Raw genomic sequence first — 20,627 nt, 5'->3', positions numbered from 1 at the left:
GGCCCCATGGAATGGAAAATCACTGACGGGCTGACTGACTATCAGGACGCCGTGGTCTTTATGGAAGATCGCGTCGCCGCTATTGCTGCGGGCGAGGCCGAGGAATGCGTGTGGCTGCTGGAGCATCCGCCGCTTTACACCGCAGGCACTTCTGCTCGTATCGAGGATCTGGTCGACCCGGATCGATTTCCTGTCCACCAGACCAAACGCGGCGGCGAATACACCTATCACGGCCCCGGTCAGCGCGTGGCTTATGTGATGCTGGATCTGAACAAGCGCGGCAAGGATGTTCGGCGTTTTGTCAAGCAGCTGGAAAACTGGGTGATTGCGGCACTGGCAGAGTTCAACGTGCGCGGTGAAATCCGCGACGGGCGCGTCGGTGTCTGGGTGCAGCGCGACGACAAACCCCTGACACCCACAGGTCATCCAGCCGAAGACAAGGTTGCCGCGATCGGGTTACGCCTGCGCAAGTGGGTCAGCTTTCACGGTATCTCAATCAATGTTGAACCTGATCTGGAGCATTTTTCAGGCATCGTGCCCTGCGGTATCTTAGACCATGGCGTGACATCCCTGGTCGATCTTGGCCTGCCTGTGACAATGGCCGATGTGGACACTGCGCTGCAAAAGACCTTTACGGAAATCTTCGCGACCGAACGGGTTTGAGGCGTCAGTATCGAATCGACAGAATTCGCCGCAGGCCTCAACAATCCAAGCATCTCAACCCGTTCTGTTTCCGGGCAAAGCGTTTTTCGAGGGCAAATTCCAGGCCAGTTAAGGAAAATTAACGGCAAATCCGCTCAATTCGATACACCGCATCCGCAACCGGGTAAGATGGTTTCACCGTTCTAGAGTGAGTGGTGTGTTCATCCGATCATCGAGGGTCCGCCCTCGGATACGGACAAGTTCTTGGTAACGAGTCTGCCGTTCCGACCCCAAATCGGAACGGCAATTCTTTTTCTCGCTCTGGCCCGATCAGGCCAAAGACGCTTTGATCTTTTCGGCATGTTGGGCGATCAGTTCGAAATCACCCATTGTCCCCGGTGCCCGCACCGAAACGCCTTCATGGCGCGGCAGGACGTGGAAATGCAAATGGAATACCTCCTGCCCGCCAGCGGCCTCGTTGAACTGCTGAACGGTTACTCCGTCTGCATCAAACGCCGCCATCACGGCATGCGACATCCTCTGAACCGTCGCGATCACAGCGGCCAGTTGCTCGGGCGTGGCGTCCAGCAAGTTGCGGCACGGAGTTTTCGGGATCACCAGAAGATGCCCGTCCGAGCGGGGCATGATATCCATGAACGCCAAAGTGTCATCGTCCTCGTAGACGCGGGTCGAGGGGATTTCGCCGCGCAGGATCTTGGCGAAGATGTTGTCGGTGTCATAGGCGGTCATGTCTGGTCTCCGAATGCGGGGTTGCGTTTAGTTCTGAGGCGCGCCCCGGCGCGGGTCAAGCCGCGATTTGCTCCCGATTGCGCGACACTTGAATATTCGCCACCGATGCCCAAATAGCGGCTGTTCATGGTCGAAAAATCGCAGGCGCCTCGGGGACCCGCGACAATTATTCTTGATCCAGATCAAACTCGGCCATTGAAGGTGCCTCTTTCGCATTCTAAAACCAGCAGGAATCCCGCGCGTCGGAGAGGTCCGGCTGCGCGGTCGAATTGCAACAGGAGGCACCTAATGGCAGACGCAGCCATTCATGGTCACGATCATGAAGACGAGCGCAGCTTTTTTCAGCGCTGGTTCATGTCGACCAACCACAAGGACATCGGGATTCTCTACCTGATCTTCTCGGCGCTGGCCGGGTTCATCTCGGTGGCGATGACCGTCTACATGCGGCTCGAACTGATGCACCCCGGTGTGCAGTACATGTGCCTCGAAGGGTTCATGGCCGACCCGTGTACCCCCAACGGACACCTTTGGAACGTGATGATCACCTATCATGGTGTTCTGATGATGTTCTTCGTGGTCATCCCGGCCCTGTTCGGCGGATTTGGCAACTATTTCATGCCATTGCAGATCGGTGCGCCGGATATGGCTTTCCCGCGGATGAACAACCTGTCATTCTGGCTGTACGTCGCTGGTACGTCGCTGGGTGTGGCTTCGCTGCTCAGCCCCGGTGGCAATGACCAGCTTGGTTCAGGTGTTGGCTGGGTTCTGTATCCGCCGCTGTCCACGACCGAGGGCGGCATGTCCATGGACCTTGCGATCTTTGCCGTGCACGTATCGGGCGCCTCCTCGATCCTCGGCGCGATCAACATGATCACCACCTTCCTGAACATGCGTGCCCCGGGCATGACCCTGTTCAAGGTGCCGTTGTTCAGCTGGTCGATCTTCGTCACCTCGTGGCTGATTCTGCTGTCGCTGCCGGTTCTGGCAGGCGCGATCACCATGCTGCTGATGGACCGCAACTTTGGCTTCACCTTCTTTGACCCGGCCGGTGGCGGCGATCCGATCCTGTATCAGCACATCCTGTGGTTCTTCGGCCACCCGGAAGTGTACATCGTAATCCTGCCCGGTTTCGGCATCATCAGCCACGTGATCGCGACCTTCTCGCGCAAACCGATCTTCGGCTACCTGCCGATGGTTTGGGCGATCATCGCAATCGGTGTGCTGGGCTTTGTTGTGTGGGCGCACCACATGTACACCGTCGGCATGTCGCTGCGTCAGCAAGCCTACTTCATGCTGGCAACGATGGTCATCGCGGTTCCAACCGGCGTTAAGGTTTTCTCGTGGATTGCGACCATGTGGGGCGGTTCCATCGAGTTCAAAACTCCAATGCTCTTCGCGTTCGGCTTCCTGTTCCTGTTCACCGTTGGTGGTGTGACCGGTGTGGTTCTGTCGCAGGCTGGCGTCGACCGCGCCTATCACGACACCTACTACGTGGTTGCGCACTTCCACTATGTGATGAGCTTGGGTGCAGTCTTTGCGATCTTCGCCGGCGTTTACTTCTACTTCTCGAAGATGACGGGCCGTCAGTATTCCGAATTCTGGGGCAAGGTCCACTTCTGGATGTTCTTCATCGGTGCCAACCTGACCTTCTTCCCGCAGCACTTCCTGGGCCGTCAGGGCATGCCGCGCCGCTATATCGACTACCCCGAGGCATTCGCACAGTGGAACTTTGTCTCGTCGATTGGCGCGTTTGTGTCCTTCGCCTCGTTCCTGCTGTTCTTCGGCATCGTGATCTACGCCCTGATGCGCGGCGCGAAAGAGACCCGTCCGAACCCGTGGAACGAATACGCGGATACGTTGGAATGGACCCTACCCTCGCCGCCGCCCGAGCACACGTTCGAGCAGCTGCCCAAGCAGGAAGACTGGGACAAGGGCCACGCCCACTAATCCCGACCTGAACACAAAAAACCCCGCCCAACTGGCGGGGTTTTTCTTTGCCTCGCTGGTATACAAATTTGCCGTCGATCCAATCGACACCGGCCAGAAAAACGCTAGAATTTCCTCATGCCCTATAGCTGGACCCATAGATCGGATACGGAACAAGAACTAAGGTTGTGGCCCCATAACTCGCTGCCGCCCCACTGGGCTGTGCGAGTGGTGCTGGCGGTGTTTCTGTTTGGCCTGATCCCGCTTATGGCGGTGCTCGGGTCCCCCTTATTGTGGGGGCTGCTACCGTTCCTGTTGATCTCGGTCCTTGGACTATGGCTTGCGATACAGGCCAACTACCGCGCCCGCAGCGTGTTCGAGGTTCTGACCCTTACCAAACTGCAAGCTCGGTTGGTGCACCACAACCCTAGGCACGGCAAACAGGAGTGGAGCTGCAACCGCTATTGGGCCCGCCCCGAAATGCACAAGCATGGCGGACCCGTACCCAACTATGTCACCCTCATCGGTGACGGGCGCGAAGTTGAGATTGGCGCGTTTCTTACCGAAGAAGAACGGATCGCCCTATACGACGATCTGAATCAAAAACTGCGCGACCCGGTCGCGCAGTAGATGCGGAGTTAGGATGCTATTGTGGTCAGCACCCGCCGCTGGCCGCAGCGCAGAGCTGATCCTTGACCATTGGACCGACCTTGCCGAAATCCATCTGACCGGTATAGCGCGTCTTCAACTCGCCCATGACTTTGCCCATATCGCGGATCGAGCCTGCCCCTGTAGCAGTAATCGCGGTCTGGATCGCTTGCGAAACCTCGTCCTCGTCCAACTGCTTGGGTAGGAATTCCTCGATTACTTCGACTTCGCGCAGTTCACGCTCGGCCAGGTCCAGCCGTCCGCCCTCTTCATAGGCGCGGGCGCTTTCCTTGCGCTGCTTGGTCATTTTGCCAAGGATTTCAAGCACCTCGGCATCGCCGCATCCCTTGGCCTCTTCATTGTCCGAAGCGCGCGAGGCGATGTCGCGATCCTTGATCGCAGCGTTGATCAACCGCAGCGTCGACAGACGCTCGGCCTCCTTGTCTTTCATTGCTTGCTTCAGGGCAGAGTTCACCCGTGATCGCATATCCATATGATCTGTCCATCCCCATGGAAAAAGGAACCCCGACCATATCGAAACAAAAAGCGTGACACAACAGGGGTCAACAACAGCTAAGTATTTGATTTCTTTAAATAGCCCAAAAATTGAACAGGCTTGACCCAAACGCGTAACCCCCTTAGGTATGCGCCGGTTTACCTTGCAGGAGAGTCGCGCCATGGCCCAGAACACCCCGTCCAAGCCCACCGCATGTCTGGCATTGGCCGACGGAACCCTGTTCTACGGGATCGGCTTTGGCGCCACCGGCCAAACTGTTGCCGAGCTGTGTTTCAACACCGCCATGACCGGCTATCAAGAGATCATGACCGACCCCTCTTATGCCGGTCAGATCGTAACCTTCACCTTCCCGCATATTGGCAATGTCGGCGTAAACCCCGAGGATGACGAAACCGGCGACCCCGTCGCGGCGGGCATGGTGGTCAAGTGGGACCCGACCGAGCCCTCCAACTGGCGCTCGGCCGAAGAACTGAAGACATGGCTTGAACGCCGTGGCCGTATTGCCATCGGTGGCGTCGACACCCGCCGCCTAACCCGCGCCATCCGCCAACAAGGCGCACCCCATGTAGCGCTGGCCCATGACCCCGAAGGGAATTTCGACATCGAAGCGTTGGTCGCTGCCGCGCGCGGCTTTGCCGGGTTGGAGGGAATGGATCTGGCCAAGGACGTCACTTGCGCGCAAAGCTATCGCTGGGATGAAATGCGTTGGGCCTGGCCGGACGGGTACACACGCCAGGAAGCACCGGTGCATAAGGTTGTCGCCATCGACTACGGCGCAAAGCGCAACATTCTGCGGTGCCTGGCCTCGTCGGGCTGTGACGTAACCGTCCTCCCTGCCACTGCAACAGCTGCCGAAGTGCTGGCCCATAACCCTGACGGCGTGTTTCTGTCCAACGGCCCCGGCGACCCGGCGGCAACGGGCGAATATGCCGTTCCGATGATCAAAGAAGTTCTGGACACCACCGACCTGCCCGTTTTCGGCATTTGTCTGGGCCACCAGATGCTGGCGCTGGCTCTGGGCGGTCAGACGGTCAAGATGAACCACGGCCACCACGGCGCGAACCACCCCGTCAAGGATCTTGAGACCGGCAAGGTCGAGATCACCTCGATGAACCATGGGTTTGCCGTGGACGCGCAGTCCTTGCCCGAAGGCGTGGTCGAAACCCACCGCTCGCTGTTTGACGGATCGAACTGCGGTATTCGCATGTCCGACCGGCCTGTCTATTCTGTGCAATACCACCCCGAAGCGTCACCCGGCCCGCAGGACAGTTTCTACCTGTTTGAACGGTTCGCGCAGGCGATGGCCGCGCAAAAAGCACAGGCATAACACAAGCGAATCAAGATTAACTGCTTGTTAACCTTAATGGATGAACCCTGACACCGGCCAAACGTGTCAGGGTTTTTTCGTGGTTGAACTGAACTTACAACATTTCGCACGCGCCGCGCCCATTCCGACGCGGGTCAGGCGGCCTCTGGGCACGTGTCTGCGCGACCGGGGCCTGATCACGCCGGATCAGTTAGAAAACGCACTGCACCTTCAAGCGCGACAACAGGCACCGCTGGGTGAGATTCTGGTGACCGAGGGCTGGGTCAGCCGCGACGACGTTTTGCGCGCCTTAGCGGATCAAACCGGATTGCAGGTGGCGAACCTGTCCGAGACACCGGCGCAGGATGGGCTCTGCCAGATCAAACCCATCGAATTCTGGTTGCAACACAATGTCATCCCCTGGAAACAGAGTGGTCCAATCCTGCTGATTGCCACTGCACGCCCTGACCGTTTCGACGCGATCCGCGATGCGATGCAGGATCAGGATTGCGCCATTGTGCCGGTGCTGTGTTCCTCCGGCGCGATTGACCGGGAAATCGCCCGCATTTACGCGCAGGACCTGGCTGAAAAAGCGGAAACCCGCGTGTCCGAGGATCAAAGCTGCCGGTCCTGGAGCTTGCGGGCCCGCATCGGCCCAACGGTGATGCTGTTGACCCTGATGACTGGCTTTCTGGTCTACCCGACACTGGGGCTATCAGTCCTTGTCGGCGCGGCTGTCGGGTCACTGGTTTTGTTTCTATGCCTTCGGCTGGCCGGGTTGTTGGCCTATTTCAAGCCCGTCCCGCAGCCACCGCGCTTACCGAAGGGCAAGCTGGATCGCCTGCCCTGCGTGTCGATCATGGTGCCCCTCTACAAGGAACGCGAAATCGCGGATGCTCTGATCCGCCGTCTGCACCGCCTGACCTATCCCAAAGCCTTGCTGGACATCATTCTGGTGCTTGAGCAGTCTGACGACGTCACACGCGAAACGCTGTCTCGAGTCGATCTGCCAAGCTGGATCAGAACGATCGAGGTGCCCGCCCTGAACGGCCTGACCACGAAACCCCGCGCGATGAACTATGCGCTGGACTTCTGCCGGGGCGACATCCTGGGCGTCTGGGACGCCGAGGACGCACCACAACCCGACCAGATCGAACGGGTCGTGCGCCAGTTTGCACAGGCTGATGACAATGTGGTGTGCCTGCAAGGTGTCTTGGACTACTACAACCCGCGCACCAACTGGCGTTCGCGCTGCTTTACCATCGAATATAACAGCTGGTTCCGGGTCATCCTGCAAGGCATCGCGCGCATGGGCCTTGTGGTGCCATTAGGCGGTACGACCTTCTTCTTCCGCCGCGACAAGCTGTTGGAACTGGGCGGCTGGGACGCCCACAACGTCACAGAGGATGCCGACCTTGGAGTCCGCCTCAGTCGTGCCGGCTACCGGACCGAGATGGTCGATACCACCACCTATGAAGAGGCCAATTTCCGCGCCTGGCCCTGGGTGAAGCAACGCTCACGCTGGCTCAAGGGGTTCATGGTCACATATCTTGTCCATATGCGGTCGCCCCTGCGCCTTCTGGCCGAACTGGGCCCGCTGCGATTTCTGGGCGTGCAAGCGTTTTTCCTCGGCACGGTCGGGCAGTTCTTGCTGGCCCCTGCCTTGTGGCTGTTCTGGCTGACAACCCTGGGGCTGACCAACCCGCTGGATCAGGTCATTCCCTACGATATCCGGATAGGTCTGATTTACCTGTTCATCGCAGCCGAGATCGTAAACCTGATCACCGGAATGCTCGCCGTCGCCGCGCGTGAGAGGCGGTTTCTGATGCCCTGGGTCCCGACCATGCCACTATATTTCCCTTTGGGCGTTCTGGCGGCATATAAGGCGCTGTGGGAACTGGTGATCAATCCATTCTTCTGGGACAAGACCCAGCATGGTCAGGCCTATGAAGAAACCGCGCCCTGATCAGGATTCGCGCCGAACAGCATCCTGTTTCAGCCGTGTCATGAAGGCGACCGAGATATGCTCCTTCAACGCGCGAGCCGCGGCCTCTTCATCGCGCGTAGCGATGGCGTCGACGATGCTCTTGTGTTCGTTCTGAGCGATCTCTCCCCGTCCCTGCACAGCCAGCGAGGTGGTCGCCATCAGCGCCATGGTGCGGTGCACAAGGTCCAGTTGCTGCACCAGATAGCGATTGTGCGAGGCCAGATGGATCTGTTCGTGAAAACGTCGATTGGCACGCGACAGAGCGGTCGGGTCATCGACCAGCGCATCGTCAGCGGCAACCATATCCTGCAGCACCTTGATCTCTTCCTCGGTGGCGTGTTTTGCCGCCAGACTGGCTGCCAGCCCCTCCAACTCGCGCCGTACCACGTACAGCTCGGCCATCTGGTTGTGGTCCAGCGAGGCCACAATCAGAGACCGCCCGTCCCGCTCAAGCAGCGATTGCGTCTCAAGTCGTTGCAACGCCTCGCGGATGGGCGTGCGAGATACGCCGAAACGCTCGGCCAGCTCGCTTTCGACCAAACGGTCGCCGGGTTTGTACACACCCACGTCTATCGCTTCGAGTATCAGACTGTAGGCGTCCCTGTTGGACTGTTTGGACTGTGGCATGGGGTGGTTCGTCTCCTCGTTCGAACCTGTCTATCCGTCACCGCCCCTTCGGATCAAGTGTGGCATTGAAAACCGCTGGCGCGCAGCCTAAACCAAGCCCATGGTCAAACCCGCCTTTTCTCACGTCACCCAATGGGTGTTCGATCTGGATAACACCCTCTACCCGCCCCATATGCGCCTGTTCGATCAGATTGAGGTGCTGATGACCGACTACGTGGTGCAGGCCATCGGCGTCGACCGGGCCGAGGCGGATCGGCTGCGCGGCCATTACTGGCGCGAATACGGCACCACGCTGGCCGGTCTGATGGCCGAGCATGATCTGGACCCCGATCCCTATCTGCACGCGGTTCACCAGGTCGACATGAGCCATATGGACCCCGACGCGGAACTGGCCGACCACATCCGTTCTCTGCCCGGCCGCCGTATCGTCTATACCAATGGTAGCGCGCCCTATGCCGAGCGGGTTCTGGCGGCACGCGGTCTGAGCGGGCTGTTTGATGCGATCTATGGGATCGAACATGCGGGCTATCGACCAAAGCCCCAGAAAGCTGCGTTCGAGGCAATCTTTGCCAAGGACGGGATCGACGCCAAACAAGCCGCCATGTTCGAAGATGACCCGCGCAATCTGGCCGCTCCGCATGCGATGGGAATGCGCACCGTCCACGTCGCGCCCGAGCCGCAAGAGGCCGATCACATCCATCATCACACCGACGACCTGACCGCGTTTCTGGCCCGCCTGCGATAGGCTGTCACACTGCGACCATCTGTATATTTCGCGGGTGCAGCATCGCCCCTATATGCGCCTCAGCGACGAACAGAATCGGAGAAACCCATGAGCGCGATCGAGGTCCCTCGGCGCCTGCCCATCTGGCAGCGCCTGTTGTTTGCAATCCCCCTGTTTGGCTGGATGGCCAAGGACGTGGCCCAGAGCGACGGTGAGGATTGGGGTTATACGGCCCTGGCGATCTTCAGCATGTGGGGGTGTTCAATCTTGTTGTTCGGCCTGCCGGGCCTGTACATCCCCGCCGTGATGATGGTGCCGGTGATGTTCCTGATCCTCATCCTGATTTCACGCGGGTAAGGCGCGGGACAGGATGTCACTTGGCACCCCGCACGGAACCGCACTAGGTTCTGCCCAAACGGAGGCCAAGCCCATGACAGATAGCTGTGACATCCTGATTTCCGGCGGTGGAATCGCCGGGTTGACCGCTGCGGCGGCTTTCGGAACAGCCGGGTTCGACGTGATCTGCGTTGACCCCACCCCTCCGGTGACGGAACGCGACGTGGACGGGTCCGACATGCGGACCACGGCCTTCCTGCAACCGGCGCACGGGCTTTTGGATCAATGCGGGCTGTGGGCGCGACTGGATGCCCATGCCGCCCCGCTGCAGATCATGCGCATCGTGGACGCGGGCGGAGATGTGCCCGAACCCCGCGTCGTGCGTGATTTCAACGCCGCCGATATCTCGGACCAGCCCTTCGGGTGGAACCTGCCCAACTGGCTGTTGCGGCGCGAGATGGTGGCGCGTTTGGCCGAACTGCCCAACGTGGATTTCCGCCCCGGCACCGGCACGGTCAGCCTGTTCACTCGCACCAATGAAGCGCGCGTGAGCCTGAGCGACAGCAGCCGCGTCCGCTGCAAGCTGGTCGTGGCCGCGGACGGGCGCAATTCGCCCATGCGCGAGGCGGCGGGCATCCAGACCCACACCACGCGCTACGGCCAAAAGGCTCTGGCCTTTGCCGTCACGCATCCGATCCCGCACGAAAACGTCTCGACCGAAATCCACCGTTCAGGCGGGCCGTTCACACTGGTTCCCCTGCCCGACTGGCAGGGTCAGCCTTCGTCGGCGATTGTGTGGATGGAGCGTGGGCCGCGTGCAGTTGAATTGCTGAACACTGAACCCGACGCGTTCGAGGCGCTGATGACCGAACGGTCCTGCGAGTTGTTCGGCCCGTTAAAACTGGCCTCGCGCCGGACGATCTGGCCGATCATCAGCCAATCAGCCGAGCGCCTGTCAGGCGAGCGTATCGCCCTGATGGCCGAGGCCGCCCATGTGGTTCCGCCCATCGGCGCACAGGGGCTGAACATGTCCTTGGGCGATCTGCGCAGCCTTCTAGACCTTGCGCAAGCCCGCCCCGAGGGGCTGGGCGACGCGCAGATGTTGGACACCTATCACAAGTCCCGCCACACCGAGATCGAGATGCGCGTGAAGGGAATCGACCTGCTGAACCGCGCCTCGATGATCGAGGCACGGCCGCTTCGCGACGCACGGGCGATGGGGCTGAATGCGCTCTATTCCTTGCCGCCGGTACGTAAAACGCTGATGCAGATGGGGCTGGGCGTGCGCTGACCCGCGCCTAGATCACCTGATCCAACACGCGCTTCAGACGTGCGATTGTGCCATCCACATCATAGAGCTTGTCCAACCCGAACAGACCCAAACGGAAAGTACTGAACCCCTCGGGCTCATCACATTGCAGAGGCACGCCCGCCGCAATCTGAATCCCCAAAGCCGCAAATTTCTTGCCGTTCTGCACTTCGGGGTCGCCCGTGTAGCTGACAACAACGCCCGGCGCGCCGAACCCATCAGCCGCGACCGAGACAACGCCCTTGTCCTTCAGCATCGCACGGACGCCATTGCCCAACGCCCACTGCGCCTCGCGTAGCTTTTCAAACCCATAATCACGGGTTTCAAGCATCGTGTCCCGGAAATCTTTCAGCGAATCTGTCGGCATCGTCGCGTGATAGGCGTGACCACCGCCCTCATAGGCCTGCATGATCTGCCGCCACTTTTTCAGATCCACGGCGAAACTGTCCGAATTGGTCTGTTCCAACCGCGTCTCGGCCCGTTCGGATAGCATCACCAGACCCGCGCAAGGCGTTGCGCTCCACCCTTTCTGCGGGGCCGAGATCAGGACGTCCACGCCTGTCGCCTTCATGTCGACCCAAGCACAGCCCGACGCAATACAATCCAGCACCATCAGCGCGCCGACCTCATGAGCGGCCTCAGCCATGGCGGTCACGTAATCGTCCGGTAGAATAACCCCGGCCGACGTTTCCACATGCGGAGCAAAAACCACATCTGGGCGCTGATCGCGAATGGTCGCCACGACCTCGTCAATCGGTGCCGGCGCGAAAGGAGACGGGCTGGAATTGCCGGTTTGCCGCGCCTTGAGCACAGTGGCCGAGGCCGTCAACCCGCCGGTCTCGATGATCTGGCTCCAGCGATACGAGAACCAACCGTTGCGCACGACCACCACGTTTGCGTTGCGGGCAAACTGCCGCGCCACAGCTTCCATGCCATAGGTGCCGCCACCAGGGATGACCGCCACGCCATAGGCATTGTAAACACCGCGCAACATGTCCGAGATGTCGCGCATGACCTGCTGAAACTGTGCGGACATGTGGTTCAGAGATCGGTCAGTGAACACCACCGAAAACTCCTCAAGCCCATTGGGATCAACAGTATCCAAGAGCGCTGGCATATTTTGTCCTTTCGATTTTCACGCGACCACCTGAGGGTCAGTCCCGGCTATTGACCCCACGGAAGATGGTAACTTCAACAAAAAAATTACTTTTTTCTCTTTCAATCGGGCACTAAATGACGCCAAACAGTGTCAGCCGCCCTTTACACCCTGACGTGTTTCTGACCAGATACGCACACTTTGAAGCAGAAAGGTATTTCTAATCGTGACGGCGCAAAAGCGGATCAGTTTTCAGGTTGTACGTGACGAAGTAAAGCGGCGTATCGAAACCCGTATCTGGCCACAGGGGTCGCTTCTACCAACGGAAACGCAATTGGCCGAGGAGTTCAATTGCGCGCGGGCGACGGTGAACCGGGCGCTGCGTGAATTGGCAGATCAGGGTTTTGTCGAACGCAAACGCAAAAGCGGCACGCGCGTAAAAAAAGAGCCGAGCAAACATGCTAAGCTGGAGTTTTCGCTGGCGCGTCAGTCGGTTGAAAGCCAAAATTCGACCTATCGTTACGCTCTTGTCGAACGGAATGTGGTCCCCAGCCCGGGTTGGTTGGCATCGCAGCTTAGCGTATCGCCTGATGTAAAGGTTCTGCACGTCATCTGTATGCACTACGCTGACAACCGGCCTTTTCAGCTTGAAGAACGCTGGATCAATATCGACGCCGTCCCCGAGGTTGAGCACGCCAATCTCAACGATCACGGCCCGCATGAATGGCTGCTGAACGCCGCCCCCTTTACCGAGGCCGAGGTGGCGTTCTGCGCGATTTCTGCGGATGGACGGCTGGCAGAGTTCATGGGCACGACGGCTGGGACCTCGATGATTCAGCTGGAGCGGACGACATGGAAAGACGGTCAACCCATGACATTTGCCCGGATGACGCACCATCCCGGCTATTGCATTAGAACTAAATACTAACCGATCGGTCCCGGTAAGCGTTCTTCGCTGAGCAAAACATTGGCCTCGACATCGCCTGCGCCGGGGAGGGTCATGATCCGACGGCGCAGCACCCGTTCGAAATCGGCCAGATCCCGCGCCACGACGCGCAGACGATAATCATAAAGCCCCAGTACATGCTCGACCGTCTGAACCTCGGGGATGGCGCTGACGGCACGTTCGAAATCCTCCAGGCTGATCTGACCCTTGCGGGCCAGTTTGACGCCCAGAAACACCGTAACTCCAAACCCAAGCGCCTCGGCGTTCAGGCGCAGGCGCCGGCCTTTGATAACCCCTGCGTCTTCCAGACGACGGATGCGCCTCCATGTGGCGGGTTGGGACAGGCCCAGTTTGCGTCCCAGCGCCCTGGCGCTTTGGGATGCGTCCTGCACCAGAGCACGCAGAATTTTGCGGTCGATTTCATCCAACTCGTTCATACCGGCAGCACCACGTCGCTTTTGACCCGCGCGATATGCATCAACGCTTCGATATCCGCGATATGGGGCAAGGTGAGGATCTGATCACGGTAAAGCTGCTGATAGTGCGACATATCCCGCGCCAACACGGACAGGCGTACATCGACACGACCCAAAAAGGTCTGAATCTCGATCACTTCGGCCACGCTACGCGCGGCTGCGGTGAATTCGTCAAACGCCCGGGGCTGGGTCTTGTCCAAAGTCACGCGCAAGGAGACCTCGACAGCATAGCCCAAAGCCGACCAGTCTATGACGGCCTCCTGCCCCTCAATAATGCCAGCCTCCTGCATTTTTTCGATCCTGCGCCAGCACAGGCTTGTGCTGATGCGCGCGCGTTCCGCCAATTCGGCGGTCGAGAGGCTGGGATCGGCCTGAAAATGCCGCAGCAATCTGCGATCGACGTCATCTAGCATGATTTTTTCACCAAAAAGCTGAATTGAGAATAAATTCTCACGCTTGACGGAAAAATTCAAGGAAAACACCATCGCCTTCCCCGACATGGCCCAGTAGAACCATCCGCAATCGAAAACAGAAAGGACCGGCGACATGCGCGTCTACTACGATCGCGATTGCGACATCAACCTGATCAAAGACAAGAAAGTGGCAATCCTGGGCTATGGCTCGCAAGGTCACGCCCACGCGCTGAACCTGCGCGACTCGGGTGCGAAGAACCTTGTTGTGGCGCTGCGCGAAGGCTCGGCCTCGGCCAAGAAAGCCGAAGCCGAAGGTCTGACCGTGATGGGTATCGCCGAAGCCGCCGCCTGGTGTGACCTGATCATGTTCACCATGCCCGATGAATTGCAGGCCGAAACCTACAAGAAATACGTGCATGACAACATCAAGCCCGGCGCGGCCATCGCGTTTGCCCACGGCCTGAACGTCCACTTTGGCCTGATTGAGCCGAAAGAAGGCGTCGACGTCATCATGATGGCCCCCAAAGGCCCCGGCCACACTGTGCGCGGCGAATACGTCAAAGGCGGCGGCGTGCCCTGTCTGGTGGCTGTCGACAAGGACGCAACCGGCAAGGCGCTGGAAATCGGCCTGTCCTATTGCTCGGCCATCGGCGGCGGTCGCTCGGGCATCATCGAGACCAACTTCCGCGAAGAATGCGAAACCGACCTGTTCGGCGAACAGGCCGTTCTGTGCGGCGGTCTGGTTGAGCTGATCCGCTGCGGCTTTGAAACACTGGTCGAAGCCGGTTATGCGCCCGAAATGGCCTATTTCGAGTGTCTGCACGAAGTGAAGCTGATCGTGGACCTGATCTATGAAGGCGGCATCGCGAACATGGACTACTCAATCTCGAACACGGCTGAGTACGGCCAGTACGTCACCGGCCCGCGCATTCTGAAATACGACGAGACCAAAGCGCGTATGAAAGAGGTTCTGAGCGACATTCAGCAGGGCAAGTTCGTCCGTGACTTCATGCTGGAGAACGCCGTTGGCCAGCCGACCATCAAAGCGTCGCGCCGCGCCAATGACGAGCATATGATCGAGGAAACCGGTGCAAAACTGCGCGCCATGATGCCTTGGATATCGGCCGGAAAAATGGTCGACAAAGAAAAGAACTGATCCCGTCTGGATCACGCGAAAGGGCGGCCTTCGGGTCGCCTTTTTTGTCCCCATCGGAGACCGGCCATGGTCGATCAACCCACATCTCGCGACTGGAGCGGCGTCATCGCCCTGGGCCTTATCTGGGGCGGCACATTCATGGTCGTAGCTATGGCGTTGGAAGGGTATGGCCCGGTCACGGTTGCAACCGCGCGGACCACCTTGGGGGCGCTGACCTTGCTGGGAATGATGGCCGTAACCGGTCGCAAATTGCCTGCGGGCGATGCCAAGCTGTGGTCCTTCATTGCCATCATCGGCCTGCTATCGACCGCGTTGCCCTTTCTGTTGCTGAGCTGGGGGCAGCAATATGTGCCTTCGGCCTTTGCGGGGCTGTCGATGGCAGCGATTCCACTAATGGTACTACCGCTGGCACATTTCTTCTCGGACGAGCCGTTGAATCTACGCAGATTTCTGGGCGTATCGCTGGGTTTTTCCGGGGCATTGGTGCTGATCGGCCCAGGTCTAACGCAGATCGGACAAGGCACGGAACCACTGGCGCAACTGGCCTGTATCGGAGCGGCTCTCTGTTATTCCTGCGCATCGATCTTCACCCGACGTTGCCCACCGATTGATCCGGTCGCGTTGGCGGCATTGTCGCTGATGGTGGGGGCGGTTCTGTTGCTGCCCGTCATGCTGCTGACCGAGGGCATCCCGCAGTGGCAGGGCACGCGCCCCGGTCTGGCAATCATTGCGCTTGGCCTTCTACCCACTGCCTTCGCCACCCTATTGCGCGTGTCCATTATCCGCAGCGCGGGGTCGGTATTCCTGACGCTGGTTAACTATCAGGTGCCCATCTGGTCGATGGTCTTTGGCGCATGGATTCTGTCTGAGGCGTTGCCGCTAAGATTCTTCATCGCGCTGGCAATGATCCTGACCGGGCTGGCGATCAGCCAATGGTTCAGTTTGCGCCGAATGCTGATCGGGCGTTAACCGGCAACGGCTTCGACCTCGGCAACGATGCCATCAACGACTTGGGTCAGCAGCGTATCGTCCTCGCATTCCGCCATAACACGGATTAGAGGCTCAGTCCCCGATTTGCGGATCAGCAAGCGCCCCTGCCCGTTCAGACGCGCCTCGGCATCGGCAATTGCCGCTTTGACGTTCGCAGTATCGAGCGGCGTTTGCCCTTCGCCGTAGCGCACATTCTTAAGTAATTGCGGGACCGTTTCGAATTGCACCGCAAGTTCCGAAGCTTTGCGGCCCGAATGCACCATCTCGGCCAGAAAATGCAGCCCCGCCATCAACCCGTCACCAGTGGTGGCATAGTCGCTCATGACGATATGGCCAGATTGTTCGCCACCCAGATTAAACCCGCCTTCGCGCATCCGTTCGACCACATAGCGGTCCCCGACCGCCGTCCGTTCCAACCGCAACCCAAGCGCGTTCAAATGCCGTTCCAACCCCAGATTGGACATAACTGTCGCCACCAAAGCACCGCCTTTAAGGCGGTCAGCCTCGGCCCAGCTCCCGGCCAGCAGAGCCATCAACTGGTCGCCATCCGCAACCTGCCCGTGTTCATCGACCATAACGACCCGGTCCGCATCGCCATCCAGACAGATGCCTACATCGGCACCATGGGCCACAACCGTCTCAGCCGCGAGTTGAGGTTTGGTCGAGCCGCAATTCAAGTTGATGTTTTTACCGTTTGGCGTGACGCCAACCGGGATGACCTCGGCCCCCAACTCCCAAAGAACCTCGGGCGCGGTGCGGTGGGCGGCCCCGTTGGCGCAATCAACCACCACCTTCAACCCATCCAGCCGAAGATCGCGCGACAGCGAGGATTTGACCCGCTCACCATAACGGAACCGCGCATCGTCCACCCGGCGCGCGCGGCCAATATTTTGCGCTTGCGCGGGCTTGACACCCTCTTCGATCAGACGCTCGATCTCAATCTCAGCCTGATCCGACAGTTTGAACCCGTCCGGGCCAAAGAACTTGATGCCGTTATCCTCAGCCGGGTTATGGCTGGCCGAGATCATCACGCCCAGATCCGCCCGCATGGACCGCGTCATCAATCCAACCGCGGGCGTGGGCACCGGCCCCAGCAACAGCACGTTCATCCCGGTCGAGGTCAGCCCCGCCGTCAGCGCGTTTTCCAACATGTAACCGGACAGGCGCGTATCTTTACCAATGACCACGCGGTGCGCGCCGGATTGGTCGCGGCGGAAATACCGGCCCACGGCCGCTCCCATGCGCAGGGCCATCTCGGCCGTGATCGGATGGGTATTGGCAGTGCCCCGCACCCCGTCAGTTCCGAACAGCTTGCGCATTGATCTCTCTCCGTCGTTTCTTGCCTGCGTCCGGATTACCGGACGGCGGCCCACAGACGCAAGGCCTGAGCAGTCTCGGCCACGTCGTGAACCCGCAGGATCTGCACCCCTTGTGCCAGACCAGCCAGCCCAACCGCAATCGAACCGGGCGCGCGGGCGTCCTTGCGCGTCTCTTTGCCGATCTGCCCGATGAACCCCTTGCGCGACACACCCAACAGGATTGGACATCCCAACCCGTGAAACAGGCTGAGATTGCGCAACAGAGTTGCGTTGTGGTCCACGGACTTGCCAAAACCGATACCCGGATCGACAATGATCTGGTTGCGGTTCAGACCAAGGGCCTCCAGATACTGCACCTGATCGTTCAAGAAGTCATACACGTCTAGCAGCACGTCATTATATCTGGGATCGTCCTGCATGTTGGTCGGGTCGCCCTGCATATGCATGACGCAGACCGGTGCCCCAACTTCTGCGCAGAACGGGGCCAAGTCTGGATCGAAAGTAAAGCCCGAGACATCGTTGATCAGGCCAGCCCCCGCCTGCCACGCCGCCTTTGCGACGCTGGCTTTGCGCGTGTCGATCGAAATCAGCGCTTTGGTCCGCTCGCAGATCGCTTGGATCAGGGGCTTGGTGCGGGCGATCTCTTCGTCCTCTGGGACAAACGCGGCTCCGGGTCGGGTGGATTCGCCGCCGATATCCAGGATCGTCGCATCTTGCCCAACCATTTGCTCCGCCGCGTCCCGGGCAGTTTGCACCGAATTGTGTACCCCACCGTCCGAGAAACTGTCCGGCGTTGCATTCAAGATGCCCATGATGTGCGGGCAGTTCATATCCAGCCCTGCAATGGGCGCGCGGGGACGCGAAAGGATGGCCAGAATCTCATCAGGCACGTCCTGCACTGCGACAACAGAGGCGTTTTCCGTCCGTCTCAAGCGTTCCACATGGGTAAACCACAGCGCTTGTCCGGCCAAAGTCACGGCCCCTTCAGGACGCCGAGCGCCGTTCTGAACCAAAGGTCTGTAGTAGTTGGTCACAGTTGCGCCTGATCCACAGAGACAGCGCGCAATGGTGTTTTAGGGTCGTCTGGCAGTGCGCCTCCAATGACCATCATCTCGCTGGCTTCAAATGTGGCCGCAAACCAGGCCGCCAGCGCCACCGCGTCCGACGGCGCGGCCGAGGGACCATCAACCGCATCCAGCACGATCTTGGACGGGGCCCAAACGCAAATCTGCCCGTTCTTCATCGCCCAATCCAGCTCGGTCCGGGTCGAGACAACAACGCAGCGGTGATCCCGCGCGGCCAGAACCCAGGCATTTTGTTCGATCGCCAAAAGATCGATCCGACGCTGGGTCATTGCATGACCCGTCTGGGGAACAGCCAAGTCTGCACTTCCAACGCACAGGATAAGCGGGCGTTGCCGGTTCTCAAGCTGGTCGATCCAACCGGTTAGATTGCCCGAGGCAATCGCCTCGTTCGACAGGAAGACAAGACGTGGATGGGGACGTTCTTCCTCGACCACGTCGTGGTGCACAGCATCCTTGCCACGCACAATCTCGACCCCCAGTGCGCCAGGCCCGCGATCCAGTTTTTCAATTCGAACAAAAGCTTTTACAGCCTGCGGTTCAAGCAAAATACGCTCGGCAACACGCTCTGCCAATGTTTCCAGCAGGTTCAACCGCTCGGCAGCCAGTTCAAAGGCTATCGCCTCGGTCACGCGGTCATAGGACAGGATGCGGTCAACATCGTCATCAATCGCATCGGTCAAAGGCCGCACCTCGACCACAATGTTGAAGCAGATGCGCTGTGTGGTCCCACGTTCGGCCTGAAAGGCACCAATCTCGACCTCAACAATGTGATCCCTCAGCGAGATTCGATCCAAAGGCTCTCCGGCGGCCATCGCTTCGGACCGTTCCGAAGGGTGCGCAAAGGCGAGGCGGATTTCAGAACTCATAAGACGGACCTTCTCGGGCATTGGGACTGATCTGCCCAAATTAGACATTGCGGGCGCGTATAGCACCGCAACAAACGCCTTTCCAGTCGTCGAATGCGTCGTCAGGTGACGCGAAACCAGCTCATCATCCCCGATGCGGCATGGCCCAACATGTGACAATGCAACAGCCAACTGCCCGGATTATCCGCAACCAGAGCGACCTGTCGGGTTTGCCCCCGCCCCAGCAGGACGGTGTCGCGCCACGGACCAAGGCTGCCATCCGACAAGATGATACGGAAATGATGGCCATGCATGTGCATCGCATGGGGAAACGCCGTCTGGTTGGCAAACTCGATCTGGTGGGTTTCCCCCAGTCGGGTGTCCAGAAACGGGTCCTTGGGGCGTTCAGCATATCCGTTCAACGCCCAAAACCGCCCAAGTTGGGCCAGTTCCTGCCCCGTCAGCTCGGTTTCGCCCAGCTTGGCCGAGCTGAGCCAACGCATCGCGCCGCCCTGCATCTCCATCCGATGCAGTGGTGCACTATCCGTGGATATCACCGGCAGAGGATTGGGCGGCAGCGCCGCGATGCCGGATCGCACCGCTCTGCCCGCACCCGACACGTCAAAGCGGACCAGGCCGAAACCACCGTCACGCTCAAAGCTGACAAGGCTGGCGGTTTCTGAGGCCAAGGCGCGCACGTCAACGATCATGTCTGCCCGTTGCGCCGGCCCCAGCGGGAAGGTGTCGGTAATCTCCAGCGGGGTCTCCAACGGCATCCCGTCCAGCGCCACGATCCAGCCGGTCAGCCCATCTATACCCAGATCGAATATCCGAGCATTCGAGGCGTTGATCAGACGCAGGCGCAGCCGCTCGGCCGCACCCACCTGATACGAGGGATCCAACTGACCATTTACGGTAATGATATTACCCAGCCGCCCGGCATGGCTGAGGTCATGTCCATTGTCGAAATCATCCGATATCTGCGCGGTTTCCGGGTCCAGCCGCCAGTCATCCAGCATCAACGTCAGATCCCGGTCGACATCTGGCGCGTCAGGTTCTTCGACGATCAGCGGGCCATAAAGGCCACGGGCCACCTGTTCAACCGTGCGATTGTGTGAGTGATACCAATAGGTTCCGGCATCAGGGACAGAGAAGTCATAGTCGAACGCGGTACCGGACTCGATGACATCCTGCGTCAGCCCCGGCACACCGTCCATCGCATTGTCAATTCGAATGCCGTGCCAATGCACCGACGTGGCCTGAGGCAGAGCATTCGATACCCTGCGCTGCACGCGCCCGCCTTGCGGTACGCGGATTTCTGTACCCGGTACGGTTCCGCCAAAACCCCAAACCGGTGTTTTCGGGAATTCCACCGGCGCAATCTGTTGCGCCGCTTCGCGCGCCACTAGTTCTGGAAACGCAGCCAAGCCCACTTTTGGAAAGGCAGATAGGGCAGCAGACGCGCCCAGGAATTGTCGACGGTTAAACAGCATTATGGGCCTCCTGGCCCATAACATAGATCATCCAAC

The 20,627-nt window shown here is 59.5% G+C and carries 21 protein-coding genes; 11 read left to right on the top strand and 10 right to left on the bottom strand.

Translation table 11 applies throughout. From position 1 onward, the window contains the following. Window positions 1-6: 6 nt before the first annotated feature. Window positions 7-663 carry a lipoyl(octanoyl) transferase LipB gene (gene lipB / locus GOV80_RS10135; RefSeq protein WP_170784404.1) on the top strand — a complete coding sequence of 219 codons (657 nt, stop codon included), beginning with the start codon at window positions 7-9 and terminating at the stop codon, window positions 661-663. 309 nt (window positions 664-972) lie between these two features. On the opposite strand, the gene GOV80_RS10130 is transcribed toward lipB, so the two are convergent. Continuing rightward, complete coding sequence (locus GOV80_RS10130) at window positions 973-1,392, bottom strand: HIT family protein (RefSeq protein WP_170784402.1); 420 nt, start codon at window positions 1,390-1,392, stop codon at window positions 973-975. Between the two features lie 288 nt (window positions 1,393-1,680). On the opposite strand from GOV80_RS10130, the gene ctaD reads away from it, so the two are divergent. Further along, on the top strand, window positions 1,681-3,339 hold the full coding sequence (gene ctaD / locus GOV80_RS10125; protein ID WP_170784400.1) for a cytochrome c oxidase subunit I: 1,659 nt from the start codon (window positions 1,681-1,683) through the stop codon (window positions 3,337-3,339). 117 nt (window positions 3,340-3,456) lie between these two features. Next, the gene (locus tag GOV80_RS10120; RefSeq protein WP_170784398.1) at window positions 3,457-3,948 is read left to right on the top strand and encodes a DUF2244 domain-containing protein; all 492 of its coding nucleotides are present in this window, start codon (window positions 3,457-3,459) and stop codon (window positions 3,946-3,948) included. A 25-nt stretch (window positions 3,949-3,973) separates the two neighbouring features. Here the strand turns inward: GOV80_RS10120 and GOV80_RS10115 are convergent, their stop codons facing one another. Then, a complete protein-coding gene (locus GOV80_RS10115; RefSeq protein WP_170784396.1) occupies window positions 3,974-4,459 on the bottom strand; it encodes a GatB/YqeY domain-containing protein in 486 nt (161 codons plus the stop codon). 184 nt (window positions 4,460-4,643) lie between these two features. On the opposite strand from GOV80_RS10115, the gene carA reads away from it, so the two are divergent. Both carA and GOV80_RS10105 read left to right on the top strand, forming a co-directional pair. Then, on the top strand, window positions 4,644-5,810 hold the full coding sequence (carA, locus tag GOV80_RS10110; protein ID WP_170784394.1) for a glutamine-hydrolyzing carbamoyl-phosphate synthase small subunit: 1,167 nt from the start codon (window positions 4,644-4,646) through the stop codon (window positions 5,808-5,810). A gap of 79 nt (window positions 5,811-5,889) precedes the next feature. After that, complete coding sequence (locus GOV80_RS10105; protein WP_336510148.1) at window positions 5,890-7,755, top strand: glycosyltransferase; 1,866 nt, start codon at window positions 5,890-5,892, stop codon at window positions 7,753-7,755. Here the strand turns inward: GOV80_RS10105 and GOV80_RS10100 are convergent, their stop codons facing one another. After that, window positions 7,756-8,403 (bottom strand): GntR family transcriptional regulator, encoded by a 648-nt coding sequence (locus GOV80_RS10100; RefSeq protein WP_170769421.1) that lies wholly within the window; start codon window positions 8,401-8,403, stop codon window positions 7,756-7,758. Between the two features lie 100 nt (window positions 8,404-8,503). Here GOV80_RS10100 and GOV80_RS10095 point away from each other — a divergent pair, with 100 nt between their 5' ends. The 3 genes from GOV80_RS10095 to GOV80_RS10085 all read left to right on the top strand — a co-directional run bounded on the left by GOV80_RS10095 (window position 8,504) and on the right by GOV80_RS10085 (window position 10,754). Next, window positions 8,504-9,148, top strand: a complete 645-nt coding sequence (locus GOV80_RS10095; protein WP_170769420.1) for a pyrimidine 5'-nucleotidase — start codon at window positions 8,504-8,506, stop codon at window positions 9,146-9,148. A gap of 87 nt (window positions 9,149-9,235) precedes the next feature. Then, window positions 9,236-9,484: a hypothetical protein gene (locus GOV80_RS10090; RefSeq protein ID WP_170769419.1), complete on the top strand. Its 249-nt coding sequence runs from the start codon at window positions 9,236-9,238 to the stop codon at window positions 9,482-9,484. A gap of 73 nt (window positions 9,485-9,557) precedes the next feature. Beyond that, window positions 9,558-10,754, top strand: coding sequence for a UbiH/UbiF family hydroxylase (locus GOV80_RS10085; RefSeq protein WP_170784389.1), 1,197 nt, complete (start codon window positions 9,558-9,560; stop codon window positions 10,752-10,754). A 7-nt stretch (window positions 10,755-10,761) separates the two neighbouring features. Here the strand turns inward: GOV80_RS10085 and GOV80_RS10080 are convergent, their stop codons facing one another. Next, window positions 10,762-11,889 carry an aminotransferase class V-fold PLP-dependent enzyme gene (locus tag GOV80_RS10080; protein WP_170784387.1) on the bottom strand — a complete coding sequence of 376 codons (1,128 nt, stop codon included), beginning with the start codon at window positions 11,887-11,889 and terminating at the stop codon, window positions 10,762-10,764. A 205-nt stretch (window positions 11,890-12,094) separates the two neighbouring features. On the opposite strand from GOV80_RS10080, the gene GOV80_RS10075 reads away from it, so the two are divergent. Then, window positions 12,095-12,796 (top strand): GntR family transcriptional regulator, encoded by a 702-nt coding sequence (locus tag GOV80_RS10075; protein ID WP_170769416.1) that lies wholly within the window; start codon window positions 12,095-12,097, stop codon window positions 12,794-12,796. Here GOV80_RS10075 and GOV80_RS10070 read toward each other — a convergent pair. Then, the gene (locus GOV80_RS10070) at window positions 12,793-13,251 is read right to left on the bottom strand and encodes an Lrp/AsnC family transcriptional regulator (protein ID WP_170784385.1); all 459 of its coding nucleotides are present in this window, start codon (window positions 13,249-13,251) and stop codon (window positions 12,793-12,795) included. The genes GOV80_RS10075 and GOV80_RS10070 overlap by 4 nt on opposite strands. After that, window positions 13,248-13,703, bottom strand: a complete 456-nt coding sequence (locus tag GOV80_RS10065) for an Lrp/AsnC family transcriptional regulator (RefSeq protein ID WP_170769414.1) — start codon at window positions 13,701-13,703, stop codon at window positions 13,248-13,250. Before GOV80_RS10065 ends, GOV80_RS10070 begins: the two co-directional genes overlap by 4 nt. A 133-nt stretch (window positions 13,704-13,836) precedes the next feature. Between GOV80_RS10065 and ilvC the strand changes: the two genes are divergently transcribed. Together ilvC and GOV80_RS10055 are read left to right on the top strand one after the other, a co-directional pair. Next, on the top strand, window positions 13,837-14,859 hold the full coding sequence (ilvC, locus tag GOV80_RS10060) for a ketol-acid reductoisomerase (protein ID WP_170784383.1): 1,023 nt from the start codon (window positions 13,837-13,839) through the stop codon (window positions 14,857-14,859). A gap of 66 nt (window positions 14,860-14,925) precedes the next feature. Then, a complete protein-coding gene (locus GOV80_RS10055) occupies window positions 14,926-15,828 on the top strand; it encodes a DMT family transporter (RefSeq protein ID WP_170769412.1) in 903 nt (300 codons plus the stop codon). On the opposite strand, the gene glmM is transcribed toward GOV80_RS10055, so the two are convergent. The 4 genes from glmM to GOV80_RS10035 form a co-directional block, all read right to left on the bottom strand. After that, the gene (glmM, locus tag GOV80_RS10050; protein ID WP_170784381.1) at window positions 15,825-17,168 is read right to left on the bottom strand and encodes a phosphoglucosamine mutase; all 1,344 of its coding nucleotides are present in this window, start codon (window positions 17,166-17,168) and stop codon (window positions 15,825-15,827) included. The genes GOV80_RS10055 and glmM overlap by 4 nt on opposite strands. 35 nt (window positions 17,169-17,203) lie before the next feature. Then, window positions 17,204-18,202 (bottom strand): dihydropteroate synthase, encoded by a 999-nt coding sequence (gene folP, locus GOV80_RS10045; protein ID WP_170784380.1) that lies wholly within the window; start codon window positions 18,200-18,202, stop codon window positions 17,204-17,206. Continuing rightward, a complete protein-coding gene (locus GOV80_RS10040; RefSeq protein ID WP_170769409.1) occupies window positions 18,199-19,119 on the bottom strand; it encodes a dihydroneopterin aldolase in 921 nt (306 codons plus the stop codon). Before GOV80_RS10040 ends, folP begins: the two co-directional genes overlap by 4 nt. A 101-nt stretch (window positions 19,120-19,220) precedes the next feature. Further along, window positions 19,221-20,591: a multicopper oxidase family protein gene (locus tag GOV80_RS10035; protein WP_170784378.1), complete on the bottom strand. Its 1,371-nt coding sequence runs from the start codon at window positions 20,589-20,591 to the stop codon at window positions 19,221-19,223. Window positions 20,592-20,627: the final 36 nt, after the last annotated feature.

This window comes from Ruegeria lacuscaerulensis (assembly GCF_013034685.1).
Classification (GTDB): Bacteria; Pseudomonadota; Alphaproteobacteria; order Rhodobacterales; family Rhodobacteraceae; genus Ruegeria; species Ruegeria lacuscaerulensis_B.
Note: the sequence above shows the minus strand (reverse complement) of the source record. Positions and strands in the feature narration are given on the sequence as shown.

What these genes read in the sequence shown, in the direction of transcription:
- lipB (WP_170784404.1), top strand. Translation starts at nt 7, where the DNA reads ATGGAATGGAAAATCACTGACGGGCTGACTGACTATCAGGACGCCGTG.
- GOV80_RS10130 (WP_170784402.1), bottom strand. Translation starts at nt 1,392, where the DNA reads ATGACCGCCTATGACACCGACAACATCTTCGCCAAGATCCTGCGCGGC.
- ctaD (WP_170784400.1), top strand. Translation starts at nt 1,681, where the DNA reads ATGGCAGACGCAGCCATTCATGGTCACGATCATGAAGACGAGCGCAGC.
- GOV80_RS10120 (WP_170784398.1), top strand. Translation starts at nt 3,457, where the DNA reads ATGCCCTATAGCTGGACCCATAGATCGGATACGGAACAAGAACTAAGG.
- GOV80_RS10115 (WP_170784396.1), bottom strand. Translation starts at nt 4,459, where the DNA reads ATGGATATGCGATCACGGGTGAACTCTGCCCTGAAGCAAGCAATGAAA.
- carA (WP_170784394.1), top strand. Translation starts at nt 4,644, where the DNA reads ATGGCCCAGAACACCCCGTCCAAGCCCACCGCATGTCTGGCATTGGCC.
- GOV80_RS10100 (WP_170769421.1), bottom strand. Translation starts at nt 8,403, where the DNA reads ATGCCACAGTCCAAACAGTCCAACAGGGACGCCTACAGTCTGATACTC.
- GOV80_RS10095 (WP_170769420.1), top strand. Translation starts at nt 8,504, where the DNA reads ATGGTCAAACCCGCCTTTTCTCACGTCACCCAATGGGTGTTCGATCTG.
- GOV80_RS10090 (WP_170769419.1), top strand. Translation starts at nt 9,236, where the DNA reads ATGAGCGCGATCGAGGTCCCTCGGCGCCTGCCCATCTGGCAGCGCCTG.
- GOV80_RS10085 (WP_170784389.1), top strand. Translation starts at nt 9,558, where the DNA reads ATGACAGATAGCTGTGACATCCTGATTTCCGGCGGTGGAATCGCCGGG.
- GOV80_RS10080 (WP_170784387.1), bottom strand. Translation starts at nt 11,889, where the DNA reads ATGCCAGCGCTCTTGGATACTGTTGATCCCAATGGGCTTGAGGAGTTT.
- GOV80_RS10070 (WP_170784385.1), bottom strand. Translation starts at nt 13,251, where the DNA reads ATGAACGAGTTGGATGAAATCGACCGCAAAATTCTGCGTGCTCTGGTG.
- GOV80_RS10065 (WP_170769414.1), bottom strand. Translation starts at nt 13,703, where the DNA reads ATGCTAGATGACGTCGATCGCAGATTGCTGCGGCATTTTCAGGCCGAT.
- ilvC (WP_170784383.1), top strand. Translation starts at nt 13,837, where the DNA reads ATGCGCGTCTACTACGATCGCGATTGCGACATCAACCTGATCAAAGAC.
- GOV80_RS10055 (WP_170769412.1), top strand. Translation starts at nt 14,926, where the DNA reads ATGGTCGATCAACCCACATCTCGCGACTGGAGCGGCGTCATCGCCCTG.
- glmM (WP_170784381.1), bottom strand. Translation starts at nt 17,168, where the DNA reads ATGCGCAAGCTGTTCGGAACTGACGGGGTGCGGGGCACTGCCAATACC.
- GOV80_RS10040 (WP_170769409.1), bottom strand. Translation starts at nt 19,119, where the DNA reads ATGAGTTCTGAAATCCGCCTCGCCTTTGCGCACCCTTCGGAACGGTCC.
- GOV80_RS10035 (WP_170784378.1), bottom strand. Translation starts at nt 20,591, where the DNA reads ATGCTGTTTAACCGTCGACAATTCCTGGGCGCGTCTGCTGCCCTATCT.